This window comes from Tahibacter sp. (assembly GCF_032229445.1).
In the GTDB taxonomy this organism is placed as follows: domain Bacteria; phylum Pseudomonadota; class Gammaproteobacteria; order Xanthomonadales; family Rhodanobacteraceae; genus Tahibacter.
Genome location: NZ_JAVTWC010000127.1, coordinates 35407 through 51610, shown reverse-complemented (window position 1 = coordinate 51610; position 16204 = coordinate 35407). Strand labels below are relative to the sequence as shown.

At 65.6% G+C, this 16204-nt stretch carries 14 protein-coding genes; 7 read left to right on the top strand and 7 right to left on the bottom strand.

Translation table 11 applies throughout. The features are described 5' to 3' along the window. The first annotated feature begins 12 nt into the window (after positions 1–12). Both RUU78_RS24375 and bfr read left to right on the top strand, forming a co-directional pair. On the top strand, positions 13–219 hold the full coding sequence (locus RUU78_RS24375; protein WP_313920373.1) for a (2Fe-2S)-binding protein: 207 nt from the start codon (positions 13–15) through the stop codon (positions 217–219). A 266-nt stretch (positions 220–485) separates the two neighbouring features. Further along, complete coding sequence (bfr, locus tag RUU78_RS24370) at positions 486–956, top strand: bacterioferritin (protein ID WP_313920372.1); 471 nt, start codon at positions 486–488, stop codon at positions 954–956. Positions 957–993: 37 nt separating this feature from the next. Here bfr and RUU78_RS24365 read toward each other — a convergent pair whose 3' ends face one another. From RUU78_RS24365 to RUU78_RS24350, 4 genes are all read right to left on the bottom strand, one after another. Further along, positions 994–3414 (bottom strand): ATP-binding protein, encoded by a 2421-nt coding sequence (locus tag RUU78_RS24365; RefSeq protein ID WP_313920370.1) that lies wholly within the window; start codon positions 3412–3414, stop codon positions 994–996. 70 nt (positions 3415–3484) lie between these two features. Beyond that, positions 3485–5470, bottom strand: coding sequence for an EAL domain-containing protein (locus RUU78_RS24360; protein WP_313920369.1), 1986 nt, complete (start codon positions 5468–5470; stop codon positions 3485–3487). Beyond that, positions 5410–6141 (bottom strand): Hpt domain-containing protein, encoded by a 732-nt coding sequence (locus tag RUU78_RS24355; protein ID WP_313920368.1) that lies wholly within the window; start codon positions 6139–6141, stop codon positions 5410–5412. Before RUU78_RS24355 ends, RUU78_RS24360 begins: the two co-directional genes overlap by 61 nt. Before the next feature lie 185 nt (positions 6142–6326). After that, positions 6327–6770 (bottom strand): CopD family protein, encoded by a 444-nt coding sequence (locus tag RUU78_RS24350; protein WP_313920367.1) that lies wholly within the window; start codon positions 6768–6770, stop codon positions 6327–6329. Between the two features lie 150 nt (positions 6771–6920). Here RUU78_RS24350 and RUU78_RS24345 point away from each other — a divergent pair, with 150 nt between their 5' ends. From RUU78_RS24345 to RUU78_RS24325, 5 genes are all read left to right on the top strand, one after another. After that, a complete protein-coding gene (locus tag RUU78_RS24345) occupies positions 6921–7655 on the top strand; it encodes a DUF6776 family protein (protein ID WP_313920366.1) in 735 nt (244 codons plus the stop codon). Further along, positions 7642–8067, top strand: a complete 426-nt coding sequence (locus RUU78_RS24340) for a polymer-forming cytoskeletal protein (RefSeq protein ID WP_313920365.1) — start codon at positions 7642–7644, stop codon at positions 8065–8067. Before RUU78_RS24345 ends, RUU78_RS24340 begins: the two co-directional genes overlap by 14 nt. A gap of 52 nt (positions 8068–8119) precedes the next feature. Next, the gene (gene erpA / locus RUU78_RS24335) at positions 8120–8482 is read left to right on the top strand and encodes an iron-sulfur cluster insertion protein ErpA (RefSeq protein WP_313920364.1); all 363 of its coding nucleotides are present in this window, start codon (positions 8120–8122) and stop codon (positions 8480–8482) included. 20 nt (positions 8483–8502) lie between these two features. Next, complete coding sequence (gene nudC, locus RUU78_RS24330) at positions 8503–9480, top strand: NAD(+) diphosphatase (RefSeq protein WP_313920363.1); 978 nt, start codon at positions 8503–8505, stop codon at positions 9478–9480. Between the two features lie 73 nt (positions 9481–9553). After that, on the top strand, positions 9554–10426 hold the full coding sequence (locus RUU78_RS24325; protein ID WP_313920362.1) for a cobalamin biosynthesis protein: 873 nt from the start codon (positions 9554–9556) through the stop codon (positions 10424–10426). A 148-nt stretch (positions 10427–10574) separates the two neighbouring features. Here the strand turns inward: RUU78_RS24325 and RUU78_RS24320 are convergent, their stop codons facing one another. From RUU78_RS24320 to RUU78_RS24310, 3 genes are all read right to left on the bottom strand, one after another. Continuing rightward, the gene (locus tag RUU78_RS24320) at positions 10575–12770 is read right to left on the bottom strand and encodes a hypothetical protein (protein ID WP_313920361.1); all 2196 of its coding nucleotides are present in this window, start codon (positions 12768–12770) and stop codon (positions 10575–10577) included. 326 nt (positions 12771–13096) lie between these two features. Continuing rightward, a complete protein-coding gene (locus RUU78_RS24315) occupies positions 13097–14245 on the bottom strand; it encodes a glycosyltransferase (RefSeq protein WP_313920360.1) in 1149 nt (382 codons plus the stop codon). Beyond that, positions 14238–16127: an MFS transporter gene (locus RUU78_RS24310; RefSeq protein ID WP_313920359.1), complete on the bottom strand. Its 1890-nt coding sequence runs from the start codon at positions 16125–16127 to the stop codon at positions 14238–14240. Before RUU78_RS24310 ends, RUU78_RS24315 begins: the two co-directional genes overlap by 8 nt. Positions 16128–16204 lie beyond the last annotated feature (77 nt).

The window sequence follows — 16204 nt, the reverse complement described above, 5'->3', positions numbered from 1 at the left end:
AGGGCTGCAGCCATGTATGTCTGTATCTGTAACGGCATCACCGACACGACTATCCGCCAGGCCGCCTCCGACGGCGTTCGGTCGCTGGCGGAACTGACCATGCGTACAGGTTGCGCGGGCAGCTGCGGAGCCTGCGCCGACTTTGCCGCGCAGGTGCTGCATGAGGCGATGCCGCGCAACGCGCGCGCTTTCGAACTGCCGATACTCGCCGCAGCCTGAGCCGTTGCTTTTCGTTAGCCGGCGGCGCGATGGCAGGCTGGCATTTCAAAGCTTGTCCGGCGCAGCCTCCATCTCGCCGGTCCTCCAGGAATCGTCTGGACCGTAACGGCGGTTCGGGTCCGTTCCGTGGCGTGCTCGACGGCACGGAGCAGCGGTCGAGGTTGCGCCGACGCGGGTCACGGTAGAGGCATTGCATCCAATTCGCATTTCTTCGCGGCCATGCGGTGGGCGCTATAGTCGCCGCCGATTCCCACGGAGCACCGGCCATGAAGGGCGACCCCAAGATCATCGAGCACCTCAACAAGGCGCTCTACAACGAATTGACTGCGATCAACCAGTATTTCCTGCATGCACGCATGTTCAAGAACTGGGGCTTCAAGGATCTCGCCGATCACGAATACAAGGAATCGATCGACGAGATGAAGCATGCGGACAAGCTGATCGAGCGCATCCTTTTTCTCGAAGGACTGCCCAACCTGCAGAACCTCGGCAAGATCCTAATCGGCGAAACGCCGCGTGAATGCCTCGAATGCGATCTCAAGCTCGAGTACGCGGCTGTGCCTGACCTGCGGGTGGCAATCGCCGAGGCGGAGAAGGTCGGCGACTACATCAGTCGCGAGCTGTTCGAACACATCCTCGAGTCCGAGGAAGAGCACATCGATTGGCTGGAGACCCAGCTCAACCTGATGAAACAGCTGGGTGAAGCAAGTTACCTGCAGAAAAAGATCGGTAGCTGATGCGCATGACGGAGCGGGCTTCATCCGCTCCGTCGTTTCAGCCGCCGCTGCGTGCGAGCAGGTTACGCAGTTCGGCCGAGACCCGGCCGTATTCGCGCGTCAGGTCACGCACCAGTCCTGCCGGGTTGGCGAGCGTGCCGCTGCGCGCCTCGTGTTCGATGCGCTTGGCGATTTCCGCAAGGGTCATTGCACCGAGGTTGGCACTGGTCGACTTCAACGAGTGAGAGGGTGCGATCAGACCGTTGGAGTCGTTGCGTCCCGCGGCGGTTTCGAGCAACGCCAGATTCTTCGGCGTGTCTTCGAGATACACGCCGACCAGCTCGGTGAATTCTTCGCCCATCACGTCCAGCAGATCGCGCACGATTTCCTGGTCCAGTGCCGCGCCGTCGCGAGCGCCTAACGGATTGACCGGTGCGCTCGCTTCACCGAGAGCAACCGCCGGACCTGCAGCCAGGGGGGCGGCTGCCGTCACCTTGGCCGTCGGCGGCGGCGCGCGAGTTGCCGGCACCACAGACTCGGACACCGCGGTACGGCTCTGCGCCTGCTTGGGCAGCCATTTGCGCAGCGTGGTTTCGAGCAGGCCGCGATTCATCGGTTTGGACAGGTATTCGTCCATGCCGGCACCCAGGCACTTTTCCCGATCGCCGGCCATGGCGTTGGCGGTCATTGCGATGATGGGAATGCGCGGCAGGCGATTTTCCGCCTCACGCGTGCGCCGGATGCGGGTCGCCGTGTAGCCGTCCATGACCGGCATCTGGCAGTCCATCAAAACGAGATCGAATCGGCTGACGTCGATTTTTTCCAACGCCTCCTTTCCGTTCTCGGCCAGCTCCAGGCTCAGGCCCAGCAACGTCAGAATGCGTTGCGCGACCTGGCGATTGACCGGATTGTCCTCGACCAGCAAAACATGGCCGCTCAGCGGTGTCGCGACCGGCTCGGGCGTGGCCAGATGAACGCCCGGCTCCAGCAGTTCGCCAAGCTGGTCCAGCACCGCCTCTTCACGCGCGCCGCCCTGCTGCACGGCGAGCAGTCCGTTCAACGCCGCACGCAGTTCCGCGTCGGCATAGCCCGCCGCGACGACGGCCGAGCGGCTGTCCTGGCGCAATTCGACGGGTATCTCATCCGCACCGGCAAGGAAAGCGAAGCGCACGCGCTCCAGCGTGGGCTCGCGCACCACGTTGCGCAGCAGTGCCACCGGATTGCCGCGCATGCTTGCCAGATCGACCACGAGCAAATCCACGGCCCAGCTATCCCCCATCTGCGCGGCGCTGCGCAGCTTCGCCAATGCCTCGGCGGCGACATTGGTCGTCGTGAACTGTATGCCCCACGCCGAAAGATAGCTGCTTATGCGCCGCTGCGCGGTGGCATCGTCGACCACAACCAGTGCGCGCGCACCGCCCAGATCCGTACGCGCGCTCGGGCCGTCACCCACGGCTTTGAGAAACGGCACGCTGAACCAGAACGTGGAACCGCGTCCGAGCTCCGATTTGACCCCGATCTTGCCGCCCATCAGATCAATGATGCGTTTGCAGATGACCAGCCCCAGACCGGTGCCGCCGTGTATGCGTGTGGTCGACGCGTCTGCCTGGGAAAATGCCTGGAACAGCTTGTCTGCCGCCTCGGGCGCTATGCCGATGCCCGTGTCCTGCACCTGGAACATCACCTCGTTGTGGGTACGCGTTTCGCCGCGCCGCGAAACACGGATTGACACACTGCCGCGCTCGGTGAACTTGATGGCGTTGCTGACGAGGTTGGTCAGCACCTGGCGCAGGCGCACCGGGTCGCCGCGTACTGCCAGGCGGACGGCTGGTTCTATCGTGACGGAGAAGGTCAAACCTTTGCCTTCCGCGGCTTTCTCCATCAGGCGCTTGACCGCATCCAGCACTTCGCGCAGGTTGATGCCGACTGCTTCGAGTTCGAGCTTGTTCGCTTCGATCTTGGAGTAGTCGAGGATGTCGTCGACGATGCGCAGCAGTTCGCGCGCCGAGCGATACGCGGTCAGCAGGTAATCACGTTGGTCTGGAGCGAGCTTGGTCGAAAGCACGATATCGAGCAGCGGGATCACGCCGTTGAGCGGTGTACGGATCTCGTGGCTCATGGTCGCCAGGAACTCGCTCTTGGCCATCATCGCCGCTTCCGCGTCGTGCTTGGCCTTCATGAGGTCCTGTTGCACCTGACGCAGCTCGTCGACTTCCGCCTGCAGCGCCGGCGAATCCACCGGCGAAGTTCCGAGCGGCGCCGCCGCCGGCTGGCGCGGCGGCAGATACGTTTCCGCCGGCTGCAATTCGCCACCACTCTGCGCAGCGAAAAACAGCAGCAGGCCGCCGACCAGCAAAAGGGGCGCGAGCCAGTAATTGTGCGGCGGCGGTATCAGGATCAGGCCGACAAGGCTGACGCTGATCACGACCGCGAGGCCGCTCCAGCGCATGGCTCCGGCGAGTCGTTTCCAATCCCCCATGCTCATCCCTCGTCAGCGGCGGCCGGAACGCCTGCGCGCCGATCCGCCTGGTCCCCGTGATACTGCAGTCCTATCCCGTAGCGGCACTAAAATCGTAGTCGAGACTCTGCGCCTCGTGCTGCACGAAATTGCCTTGGATGAAATCGACGCCGATGGTCCATAGCGTAGCCGCGCTTTGCGCATCCTCGATGCGTGGCGCGATAACGCGGCGGCCGTGGTCGTGCGCCATATGCACGAGCCTGCGCAGCTCGTCGCGCATGTGCAGGCTACGATCGGCAACGCACTCCGGTGCGATCTTGATGAAGTCCACCGTCAGATGCTGGATAGCCGCCTCTGCCGCTTCGTTGGGCACTGCGCCGGCGAGGCACAGGCCGACACCGATCTGGTGGACCGCCGCGGCGAAGCTGGCGACCACCTCGCGGTCGGCGCGGTCCTGCGGCAGGCGCAGCTCCAGTACGAGCCGACTGCCGGCAATGCGACGTGTCTCGAGCTGCTGGCGTAGCCAGCCCACGCGGGAGGGATCGCGCGCCGCCGCCAGTGACTGGCTCGCGAATAGCCGCACCGGCCTGCCCTGGCGTGCGCGTTCGGACAGCACCATGAGGCAACGGCCCAGCACCCAGCGATCGATCTCGTCGATGAGGCCGGCCTGCTCCGCAATCGGCACGATATGGCTCGCCGTAAGCACCTTGCCGTCGTCGCCGTGCAGGCGCAGCAGGGCCTGGAACTGCTCGTCGGTCTCGCCCTCGTCGTCGCTGGCGAGCGCGGCGATGGGCTGGAACACGAGATGGAACGAATCGCTGCGCAGGGCCGCGCGAAGATTCTCGACCAGCGCGGCGTCGCCGCTGGGCTTGACCATGAAGACCCCGACGCTGTTGTCCTCCACTCGGCGCGTGTCACTCATCGCGCGTTCGGCCGACGTCAGCATGGCGCCGGCATCCCCGAGGTTGGCGGAGAACGGACAGATGCCGACACGCAACGCGACGCGGTAGTTCTGGCCGTCGACATCGAAACGCTCGCGCGCGACACGATCGACGAGGTCGCGGCTGCCTGTCGCCAGATCGGCCGCGCCGCGTTCCGGGCTCAACACGATGAAGCTGGTGTCGCCGAAGCGCGTGACGAGCTCGCTCGCGTCCAGGTGCGTGGCGAGAAACGCGCCGATCTGGCCAAGCAGTCTGTCGAAACCGATAAGGCCTACCTGCTCGCGCAGGTTGGTCGCGTCGTCGAGATCGACGAACAGCAGGCCGCCGCGCTGGGCGACCGCTTCTTCGGCGGCGAGCTTTGCGTTGATGCGGTCGAGCACGTGCGCGCGCTCATACATGCCAGTGATTGGATCGCGCGGGTTCTGGTTCTGCGCGCGTCGGCGGATATGACGCGCGCGCCGAAGGCGGTTGGTCACCGCCGAGATCAGGTGCTTGGGACGGATCGGCTTGGACAGGAAATCGTCGCCGCCGGCATTGAGCGCCTCGAAGTGCTTGTCGGCATCGCTTTCGCCCGACAGGAACACGATGGGTGTGGAAACGAACGCCTCGCGTTCGCGGATGATGGCAGTCAGTTCCATGCCCGAGCAGCCGGGCATGTACAGGTCCATGAGGATGAGGTCCGGGTTGAATGCATCGATGTCATTGAGCACGGCAAGCGGATCGGTGACCATCATCGTCTGCATGCCGGCCTTGCGCAGGATGGACTCGGCGAACATGGCCTGCGACCGATCGTCCTCGACGATCATGATCCGGTAGGGATCGGTCTGGTCGGATTCGGTCAGCTCGGCAATCCGTGCCATCACGTCGCCGGTTTGCGTCGGCAACGGTATGAATGCGTCGGCTCCCGCGCGCATGGCACGTAGGCGGACATCGAGATCGGCCTGATCGGACATGGCCAGCATCGCGACGCGATGGCTGGTGCGTGCGCGTGCCGATTTGAGCGCTTCGCCGAGCCGGTCGAGTTCGCCCAGAAAGTGCGCGTCGACGACGAGGAGGTGCGGTGGAAACGTTCCTATCATCTCGACGACTTCGTCGACGTGGTCGAGCAGCGACAGTTCGTACCCCGACAGCTCCACTTCTGATCGATCTCGCAGGCCAGAGGGCTGCCGTCGGTCAGGTGGTAGACCTTGCGGGCGTGGCTCGTACTGGCGGGGCTGCGCGGCGCAGCATCGGCGGGTGGCGGTTCGGCGGGTCTTTCAACGGCGGGCGGAGCAACTGGCGCCGCCGGTTGCTGTATCGCGGGCTCGACGGCGACGGGAGTCGGCAGTGGCACCACGTTGCTGGTCGCAGCCGGCACGTCCGGGAAGCGCATCCAATAGTCGGCCGGAGGCACAAGTTGTAACGGATAGCCGTTCTCGCTTCGGTCGAGCTCGGCGGGTGAAACGCTGAGCCGTCCGTCCGCTACGGGAGCCGCAGCTCGCGCGCTGGCAATCTCGCGTACGTCGTCAAACAGAGCAGCAACCGCCGCCGATATCTGCGCGTCCGGGATGCGTACTTGCTCGAGGTCGTCGGCGAGCGCCGATTCGATCGCAAAGAGCTTTTCCGCCAAGTCGAGCAGTCCATAGCGTCCGCAGGCGCCGGCCAGGGTCTGCACTTCGCGGAAGATCAAGCTCAGGCTATTGATGTCCCAGCCGTCGCGTGCCTGACGAAGGCCGCGGCGGGTCAGCGTGTCCAGCCGCTTGGGCAGATGCCGCAGGAAGGCCTGTCGCAGTTCCGCGCTCTGCTGGGAGTCGTCCTGCTTATGCATTCGCGAGACCCGCACTCCATCCAGTTCGCGGCAATATAGCATGCGTGCCGTGATGGCCGGATCACTGCTGCGCGAGCCGATGACGCGCGGCGGTGCTGCAATGTATACGACACCGCTGCGCCGAAGAAGTCCGGATTACCGGTGGGCGTGTGCCCGCGCGGCCGGTGGCGTCCGCTTGCGAAGGCTCAGCCCACGCCCTTGAACGGCTGCACCACCACGAGGATCACGATGCCGATCAGCAACAGTGCCGGCACCTCGTTGTAGATGCGCAGCCAGCGCGAGGAGCGTGTGCAGCGGTCCTCGGCGAACTCCCGCGTGAGCCGGGCGAGATGGCCGTGATAGCCGTAGAGGAAAAACACCAGCACGAGCTTGGCGTGCAGCCAGTAGTTGAGTTTCATGTAGCCTGGCACATGCATGAGCCACCATGTCAGTGTCGCCACGCCGAAGATGAAGGTCAGCGTCGCGCCGATATTCGTCATCACCAGCAGGCGCCGTTCCATGACCTTGAAGCGTTCGCGCACGACCGGCTCGGTCGCCTCGGCGTGATACACGAACAGGCGCGGCAGGTAGAGAAGGCCGGCGAACCAGGTCACCACGGCGACGATGTGAAAGGCCTTGAGCCAGAGCATGGCGGATGCGTCTTATCGGCGGGGCGGGCAGTATAGCGGCCCCGATGACCGGCTTGACCGCGCTGGGGTGGGGGGCTATAAGGCCCGGCACCCTGCTTTCCTCTCGATGAGTCCGCTTTCCGCTGCAGGCAAGCGTTCCGGCCCTTTCCCATGTCACGCAGTGCCTCTCCGCGATTCATCGTCCAGCAGCATGATCCCCGCGCGGCGCGGCGTCGTCTGCTGCTGGTGGTCGTGCTGTGGCTGGGCAGCCTCGCCCTTGCCGCGCTGGCGACCTGGTTGCTGGCGCAGAGGCCCGACACCGGCCCCGACCCGGTCGAGTTCGAACAGGCTCGCACCGAGAACGAGGCACTGAAGCTGCGCGTGGCTGTGCTCGAGCGCGCCGATCAGGTCGATCGCGTCGCCAGTTCCGATCTGCAGCAGACTCTGCGTGAGCGCGAGGAAGAAATCGCCGGCCTGCGCACCGACCTGGGCTTCTACAGCCGTCTCGTCGGCGGTGGCGCGCGCCGTGAAGGCTTGTCGGTGCATTCGGTGCATGTCGAGTCGGTCAGGGATTCCAGCGCCTGGAATGTCGTGGTCACGCTCACCCAGAACATGAAGCGCTCGCAGAACAGCGAAGGCCGCGTGCAGATTTCGATCGAAGGCGTTGCCAACGGCCAGCTCAGGAATCTGACCTGGATCGATCTTGCGGCTGGCGACAGTGCCGGGCTGCCGTTTGCGTTCAAATATTTCCAGCGCGTGTCGGGCACGGTGATGCTGCCCGCGGGTTTTTCCCCGAATCGCATCAAGGTGGTTGCCGAGGCTACGGGGGGCGGTGGCCGGGTCGAACAAGGATTTGCCTGGAGCGAAGCTCAGGCCGCCGAGGAGAGCAGCAATGTTCAGCAGTAAGAAAAGCAACGGCAAGTCGTCGTCCTATGGCGCCACGACGTTGATCGCCAGAGGCACGACCATCCGTGGCGACCTGACCTTCAGCGGCGCGATCTATCTCGAGGGCCGCATCGAAGGCACGCTGCGCGCGGAAGGCGACGACGCCTGCCTCACGCTCAGCGACCAGGGAACCGTGATCGGCGAGATCCATGCGCCGCGTGTCGTGCTCAACGGTGAAGTTAAGGGCGACGTGCATGCGGCCGAGCGCCTGGAACTGGCCGAAGCGGCGCGCATCGAAGGCAATATCTTCTACAAGGTGCTGGAGATGGCCGCCGGCGCCCAGATCAATGGCAAGATGATTCACCAGGCCGAGGCGCCCAAGCGCCTGCCGGCGCCAGAAGGACCGGCCGCCGCTGGTGCGAAGCCGGCTTGATAGCGCGCGCGGCGCCCCGATGTAGCCACCCGATTTCCTGCTGGCCGTTCCCATGAGTGAAACACCGAGTTATCAGACCGCGCTCGACCAGCCGCTGATCTTCAGCAACGCGGCGGCACACAAGGTGCGCGAACTCATTTCCGAGGAAGGCAACCCGCAGCTCAAGCTGCGCGTCGCGATCAGTGGCGGCGGCTGCTCGGGCTTCCAGTACGGCTTCAGTTTCGACGAGGAGCGCTCCGAGGACGACCTCGCGATCGAGAACGGCGGCGTCACCCTGGTCGTCGACCCGCTGTCGCTGCAATACCTCATGGGTGCGGAGATCGACTACACCGAATCACTGACCGGCGCGCAGTTCGTCATCCGCAATCCGAACGCGAAGACGACCTGCGGCTGCGGGTCGTCGTTTACGGTCTGAGTCGACGTGTCGGGTCCGGCGTGAGTGCCAGTCTACGCAGCCGCGGCAACGTGTTCGCGGCGCTCGCGCTGGAACGCGCCGCCGAGCGCCGCGACGATGTGGAGTGGATTTCGGCGCGGCGTGGCGACGGGCGCGCGCGTTACGTCGTGGTCGACCCGGATGGCCGCGGCCTGGCCCGTGCCGATCGCGGCGGCCTGAGATTCCTCGGCGAATCGGAGCGTTCTGCGCACTGGCCCGACGCGGCCATTGCGTTCCTCGGCGCGACCGACGAGGCCAGCTACTTCGTCGCTGCGGCGTCGCAAGCCGGCGGTGCCGAATCGGCGAGCGCATTGCAAGGGCGCTGGATGGATCTGCGCGCCGCGGGCCTGAGCCTGCCGGCCTTCGACGCCGGTCTGTTCGCCTATGCGCGCGCGCTGCTGTTCTGGCAGACGCGTGTGCGCTTCTGCGGCGCCTGTGGTCATGCGACCACTCTGGTTTCGGCCGGTCACAAGGCGCTGTGCACCAATCCGGCCTGCGGGCTGGAGCATTTTCCGCGCACCGATCCGGCCATCATCGTCATCGTAGGATGGCGCGATGCCTGTCTGCTCGGCCGCCAGCCGGGATGGCCCGACGGGCGCTGGTCCACCCTTGCGGGTTTCGTCGAGCCCGGAGAATCGCTGGAAGACGCAGTGCGCCGCGAGGTGTTCGAGGAGGCCGGCGTGCGCGTCGACGAGAGCGACTACCACTCCTCGCAGCCGTGGCCGTTCCCGGCCTCGCTGATGCTGGGTTTCAGCGCGCGCGCCAGCGATCCGGCCATCAACGTCGGTGCCGAGCTGGCCGAGGCGCGCTGGTTCGAGGTCGACGACATCGTGCGTGGTCTGGCTGACCGTAGTCTCGTGCTGCCGCCGCCGCTGTCGGTATCGAATCGACTGATCGAGCACTGGCTGCGCGAAACCGGCGGCCTCGAGCTGTCCGCGCTCATGAACGACGAGCCCTGGATCAAGCCGAAAGGCCCGTAGCAAGTTGTTTCCCAGCGGCCTGCGGGTGACGCCAGCCCGCTACAATCGGCGCAACCTTCCAAGCGCCTGAGCCATGGCCATTCATCTGCTTGCCGTCCTCGTCGTCTTCGCTCTGGCCCAGGGGCTGCCGGACCTGTCCCGTTGGCGCGACTTCAGCCGCCTGCGCGTCTGGCTCGGGGTGCTGGCCAGAATCGGTGGCGGCGCACGCAGTGTGCTGGCAATAGTTGTCCCGGTCTTGCTTTGTTTACTTTTCCAGCGCCTGCTCGGCGGCTGGATGTTCGGTCTGCTGTCCTTCGCGTTCGCGGTCTGCGTTCTGTGGTACAGCTGGGGGCCGCGCGATCTGTCCGAGGACATCGATGCGGTGGTCAAGGCGCCCGACAGCGAGCGCCGCGTGGCCGCGGCGCAGTGGCTGCGGCCGGACGGTGACGAGGGCGCCCTCGCATTCGAGGCGCCGGCGCTGGTCGATGCGACCTTCCAGTCCGCGCTCAAGCGCTGGTTCGGCGTGCTGTTCTGGTTCCTGCTGCTGGGACCCTGCGGCGCGCTGCTGTACCGCCTGGCACAGCTGCTGGCCTGGTCGCCGGGACTGGCCGAGTTGCAGACCGGCGAAGGCCGCCAGCTGGCGCGGCGCCTGAGTCTGCTGCTGGACTGGGCACCGGCCCACCTGATGGCGTTCGCGCTTGCCATAGCCTCGGATTTCGACGCGGTTTTCCATACCTGGAAGAACTGGCACGAGCGCATGGGCAAGGGTTATTTCAGCCTCGACCTCGGCTTTCTTTCCGCTATCGCGCGCGCCAGCGTCGATGCCGACGTGATCGCCGGCGATGGTTATGCGGAAGATGTCAACGATCCGCTGATCGAGCTGGCCGATGCGCGCCAGCTTCTGGTGCGCGTGCTTATCGTCTGGCTGGCCGTGACCGGACTGCTCGTGCTTGGCGGATTTGCCTAGCGTCGGACGAGGTCTGCGTACCGCGTGACCGTGGCCCGTGCCGCCGCGGTCGTCGCTCGTGGCGTCCGTGTGTGTTGCGCGCGTCCCTGCGCGCGGTGCGAAACGGCGGAGCGCGCGGGAACGAACCGGCGCGCGTGCTCTTTCCCCTTCAGCGCCGCTCTTCGACGCCGTTCGTGAAGATCAGATCGACCTGCTTGTCGCGCCAGCGCGCCAGCAACTGGCGAAGGGCCAGTGGCGTGTTGGTTGCGGCCGGCGCCGAGGGCGTTGCCTGATTCTGCTGGTTTACGCCGTGGCAACCATCGCAGGCCCGGATTTCGCCGGGCTGGAAGCTGATCCAGTAGCGCTCGCGCACGACGGGCGTGCCGTCTGGCGCGGTCGCGTGCCAGGCCAGTGCGCGCTGGGCCGGCACGAAGGCCGCGACCGACCCGTCACTCGCGATCAGCGTGCTGCCCGCCGGCCCGCCCGGGTTGGCGGGATTCGCATGCATCGCCGGCTTGTCGTGCAGCGTCTGCGCCAGCACGCGCCGACCGGCATTCGGCGTCGCCATGCCGCCGAGGCCGCGGATCTGGTCGCCCTGGAAGAACTGCATGTGGGCGATGTCGTAGAGCTGGCCGCCGCCGCTGGCGGTGGTCTGCACGCCACCGGGGACACGCAGGTTGTACGGCTGCTGCTTGTCCACGCGGTCGCGCGTCGTCGTGTTGCGCACCACGAGCAGGGCGAGCCCGTTCGAACGCAGGTAGTTGCGGAAGGCGCTTACGTCGACGTTCTCGGCGCTGAAGGCGGCCTGCTCCGGCGCACGCAGCTGCAGGGCCGTGCTTGGCGGTACCGTGCGTGCGCGCACCTCGACTGGCGAGAGTTCCCACATCGGTCCGTTGTAGCTGACCTCGTAGTCCGGATCCCAGAAGCTCACGTTCTTGCTGATGCCGGCCGTGAGGTTTTCGGCTGCGACGTAGTAGCCGCCGGGACCCGCGACCAGACGCTTGAGGCGGAACTGGTACCGAGGTTGCGGCGCCGTGCGCGTACCGTCGTTGCCGGCCTCGCGCCATTGCGTCGCGTGTGCGGCAACGAGCTGGCCGTCGCTGAGCGGCAGCGGGTTGCGGAAGCGGCCGGTGAAATCCTGCGGCTGAGGGACCGGCGCGTAGTCCGGGCTGAAATTGATGTTGACGCGCGGGTTGAGCCAGGTCGCGCTGACCAGGGCCGGATTCACGTTCGGACCGGCGTCGATGCGCAGCAGCTGGCCCGAGGCATGCGTATAGAACTCCGGCGCGTCGATGCCGTAGTAGCGGCCCGGCGTGGTCGGGTCCTCGCGCATCTGCAAGACATTGAGAATGCGGTTGCTGTTGCCCGGAGCAATGAATTCACTGAGCGCCGGATCATTCGAGCTGCGGTTGAAGTAGCTGTGCAGCTCGTGCCGGCCCACATGGTTCAGCGTCTCTTCTTCGGTCCCGTCCTGGTTCACCATCCACGGAAAGAAATGGTTGATGGTGTGGCCGTTCACGCCCGAGCCGTTCACGCTCACACGCGGTTCCGGGAACACCTCGCTGCGGTCGGCCGTCGCCGGCGCATTCGGCGCCTCGCTGCTCCAGTTGAAGGTGCCGTAGTCGTTGTTCGCCGAATCGTTCTGCTGATCGCGCTGCAGATGGTCCCAGCGCGTGAACAGCACGCGGCCGAAACTGTCGACGAGCGGATTGAACGCGCCGGAGACCGAATACTGCAGCAGGTCCAGCTGTCCGGTTGCCGGCCGCAGGCGCCACAGCCCGGTTGGCGTCGGTGTCGATTCGTACTCGTCGAGCTGCGGATACAGATGGTTTGCGCCATTACGCGTGCGGTCGCTGACGAAGACGATGCTGCTGTCGCTGAGGTAGATCGGGCTGATGTTGTTGCGGTTCGCCGGCTGGTTGGCAACCTTGGTGATGGTCGCTGTCTGGCCCTGGGCGAGGCCGGTGACTTCGTAGAGCTGCCAATACGAATCCACATACTGGTACTGCTGCGGCGGCGCGCCCGTGACCATGCTGAAGATGGCCTTGGTGCCGTCCCAGGACACTGCCGGGTCGCGCACTGCGATCGAGTTCTCGCGCTGCGGGCCGCTGTTGCCGCGGCCAGCCTCCAGGGTCAGGTTGCGCAGGCTGCCGTTGGGGTAGCGGATGTACAGATCGCCGCCGCGGCCGGCCACGTCCACGCCGCCGCGATGGTTGGCGAACACCGCACCGATGGTCGCGAAGTCCTCCGGAACCGGGTACTGGGTGACGAACAGGATGGGATTGGGCAGCTGTTGAGCGGCCGCGGCCGTGGCCAGGAACAACGCGGCCGCAGTGGCTGCGCAACGAACGTGATGCAAACGCATGAATGTCCTCCCCAGTCAATTTGTCGAAAAAGCGGCTCATGCCGCTTTCTCAATCGAACGGTGCAAGCGGGGTTCGCCCACGTTCTCCGACCGTCGACCGCCGGCGCGATCAACAATCGGGCGATCCATCCCCGGATCGCCCCAGCAGACTATTTGCAATAGCCTGCCGGACGGCGCGGAGCCTCGCTCAAGCCGGTGAGGCCTGTTGTGACGTGCTTGGCGCAGCGCACGTGCGTTGACGTGTTTCCGCCAAACACGTAGGAACATCCGACCAGGGGACAACGCCCAAAGCCGGGGAAACCGAACGCGGCGCGTGCGGCCGACTTTCAGGTCGGCGCAAAGACCTGCTGCAACACCTGATGCGCCGCGTGTGGCCGGCCCAGGCGGCGCGCGTTGTCGCGCATGCGTGCGAGCCGCTGCGGCTCGGCGAGCAGGGCACGCACGCGGTATTCCAGCGCGACCGCATCGACCGCCTTGAGTCCGGCGCCGTGTTCGAGCAAGTAGTCGCAGTTGCGCTCCTCCTGGCCGGGGATCGGTGCGAACACGATCAATGGCAGGCCCAGGGCCAGGCACTCGGAGGTGGTCAGTCCGCCCGGCTTGCCGATCGCGAAGTCGGCACAACCCATGAGTCGCTCGATGGTACGGGTGAAGCCCTGCGGGAACAGTCGCTGCGGGTGCTGTGCGGCGATGCGCTGCAGGCGCTCGAGCATGGCCTCGTTGCGACCGGCCAGGGCGACGAGCTGGAAATCGAGATCCAGCCGCAGCAGCCCTTCGGCGGCCTCGTCCAGCGCGCCTACACCGGCGCCGCCGCCCATCAGCAACACGATCGGCCGGCTCGCATCGAGGCCTGCCGCGGCCGCGCAGGTCTGCCGGTCCGGCACCTGCGCAAACGCCGGCATGATCGGAATGCCGCTGACGTGGATGCGTTCCGCCGGCAGGCCGCGAGCGCGCATGCGCGCGGCGACTTCGTCGCTGGCGGCGAAATAGCCGGCCAGCCGCGGTATCACCCACAGCGCGTGCAGGTCGAAGTCGGTGACCTGCACATGCACCGGGCACGTCAGCCGTGCCAGCGTCTGTTCGCGCGCCAGCAGTTCGGCGGGCAGGAAGTGCGTGCAGATGATCACGTCCGGCGCGAAATCGGCGATGGCGCCAAGCAGGCTGCGCGCGTTGAGCCGCTCGATTGCGCGGCGCAGGCGCGCCGGCATGGCGTCCGGAGGGGTTTTGTCGGTGATGCGGTAGAGCTGCGCCCACAGTGCCGGGAATTTGTCCACCAGGCGCAAATAGAAATCCGTATACAGTTTTCGGAAAGCACCGGGGACGTAGTCCATCACGTCCAGATGCAGTGTCTGCGCGCCGAAATCGGCCTGTGCCGCGGCGCACAGCGCATCCGCGGCACGGCCGTGGCCGGCGCCGGCGGAAACACTGAGCAGCAGGAGGCGCCGCGGCCGCGCCGAGGATGCGGTTGACTCAGGCATCGGCGCCGCGCAACGCGCGTACCTGAGCTTCGAGGGTTTCCGCGCTGGCGTTTTCCGCCGCCACCGGCACGCCCGCGGCCAGGCCGATGCGCGACCAGAAGCGGCGTGGCAGGCGCGAGCGGCCCAGCGCGCTGTCGCGGCGACTGAATATCGAGCCCCACAGGCCGCGCAGCGCCAGCGGCACCACTGGTACCGGACGTCGTTCGAGGATCTTCTCCACGCCGGACTTGAACTCGGCGATCTCTCCGTCCTTGGTCAGGCCGCCTTCGGGGAAAATGCACACGACATTTCCCTCGGCCAGTTCCTTGTCGACCTCTTCGAAGGCTTTCGCCAGCAGTTCCGGGTTTTCCTTGTAGCCCGCGATCGGGATTGCCTTGGCGGTGCGGAAGATGAAGCTCAGCACGGGAATATTGAAAATCTTGTAATACATCACAAAGCGTACCGGTCGGCGCACGCTGCCGCCGATGATCAGCGCGTCCATGAAGCTCACATGGTTGCTGACCAGCAGCGCCGGACCCTCCTCGGGAATGTGATCCAGCCCGTCGAGCCTGATGCGATAGAGCGTGTTGACGAGGATCCAGCTCAGGAACCGCATCAGGAACTCGGGCACGAGCGTGTAGATGTAGATCGCCACCACGGCATTGAGCACGGCCGTGGCCAGCAGCAGCTGCGGGATCGACAGCCCGGCGATATTGAGCAGCACCGTCGACAGGCCGGCCGCGACCACCATGAACAGCGCGTTGAGGATGTTGTTGGCCGCGATTACGCGCGAACGCCGTGACGGATCCGAACGCGTCTGGATCAGCGCGAACAGCGGCACGATGAAAAAGCCCGAAAACACCGCCATGAGCAGCAGATCGAACAGCACGCGCCAGATCCACGGCTGCGCGAGCAGCGCGGCGACGCCCAGATCGTGCACCACGGCGAGGTCGGGCTTGGCAAAATACAGGTCGGCGCCGAACAGGGTCATGCCGATGGAACCAAACGGCACCAGGCCGATCTCGACCTTGTGACCGGACAGCCGTTCGCACAGCAGCGAGCCGATGCCGATGCCGAGCGAGAACACGGTCAGCAGGAAGGTATAGACATTCGCGTTGCCGCCGATCACGAGCTGGGCATAGGTCGGTAGCTGGGTGATGAACACCGAGCCGAAGAACCAGAACCAGGAAATGCCGAGGCAGGACAACAGTACGGCGCGGTTGCCGCGGATGTAGCCAACGTTGCGCCAGGTTTCGCTGAACGGGTTCCAGTTGATCGTGAGGTTCGGATCGGGTGCCGGGACGGTCGGCATGCGCATTGAACAGGCAAGGCCGATCAACGCCGTCGTGATGGTCGCGGCACCGACCAGCCAGGCGCCGTGGTCGGGAATGTTGATCAGGGTCGCGCCGAGGTTCTGGCCGAGCAGGATCGCGAGGAAGGTCGCCATCTCGATCAGGCCGTTGCCGCCGACCAGTTCGCTCGAATCGAGTACCTGCGGCAGCAGGCCGTACTTGAGCGGCCCGAACAGTGTCGAGTGCAGGCCCATCATGAACAGCATGGTCATCAGCAGCGGCAGGCTCTTGGCGAGGAAGCCGAACAGCGCGATGACCATGATCGCGACCTCCAGCAGCTTGACCAGCTGCGCGAGCCGGGCCTTGTCGTATTTGTCCGACAGCTGCCCGCTCGTGGCCGAGAACAGCAGGAATGGCGCTATGAACAGCGCGGCGGCGAGATTGGTGTAAGTGGCCGCGCGCACGGGATCGTGGGCGGCGATCTGGTACACGGCCATGATCACGAGCGCGTTCTTGAACACGTTGTCGTTGAACGCACCCAGGGCCTGGGTCCAGAAGAACGGCGCGAAGCGGCGTGATTTCAGCAGGGCGAACTGGTTGCTGCTCGACATGGCGGGAACCTTGGAAAGTCCTTCGCAATCTAGCAGACCCGACGTTGCGACGGCCTGCGCCGCGCGGCGCGCGGCAT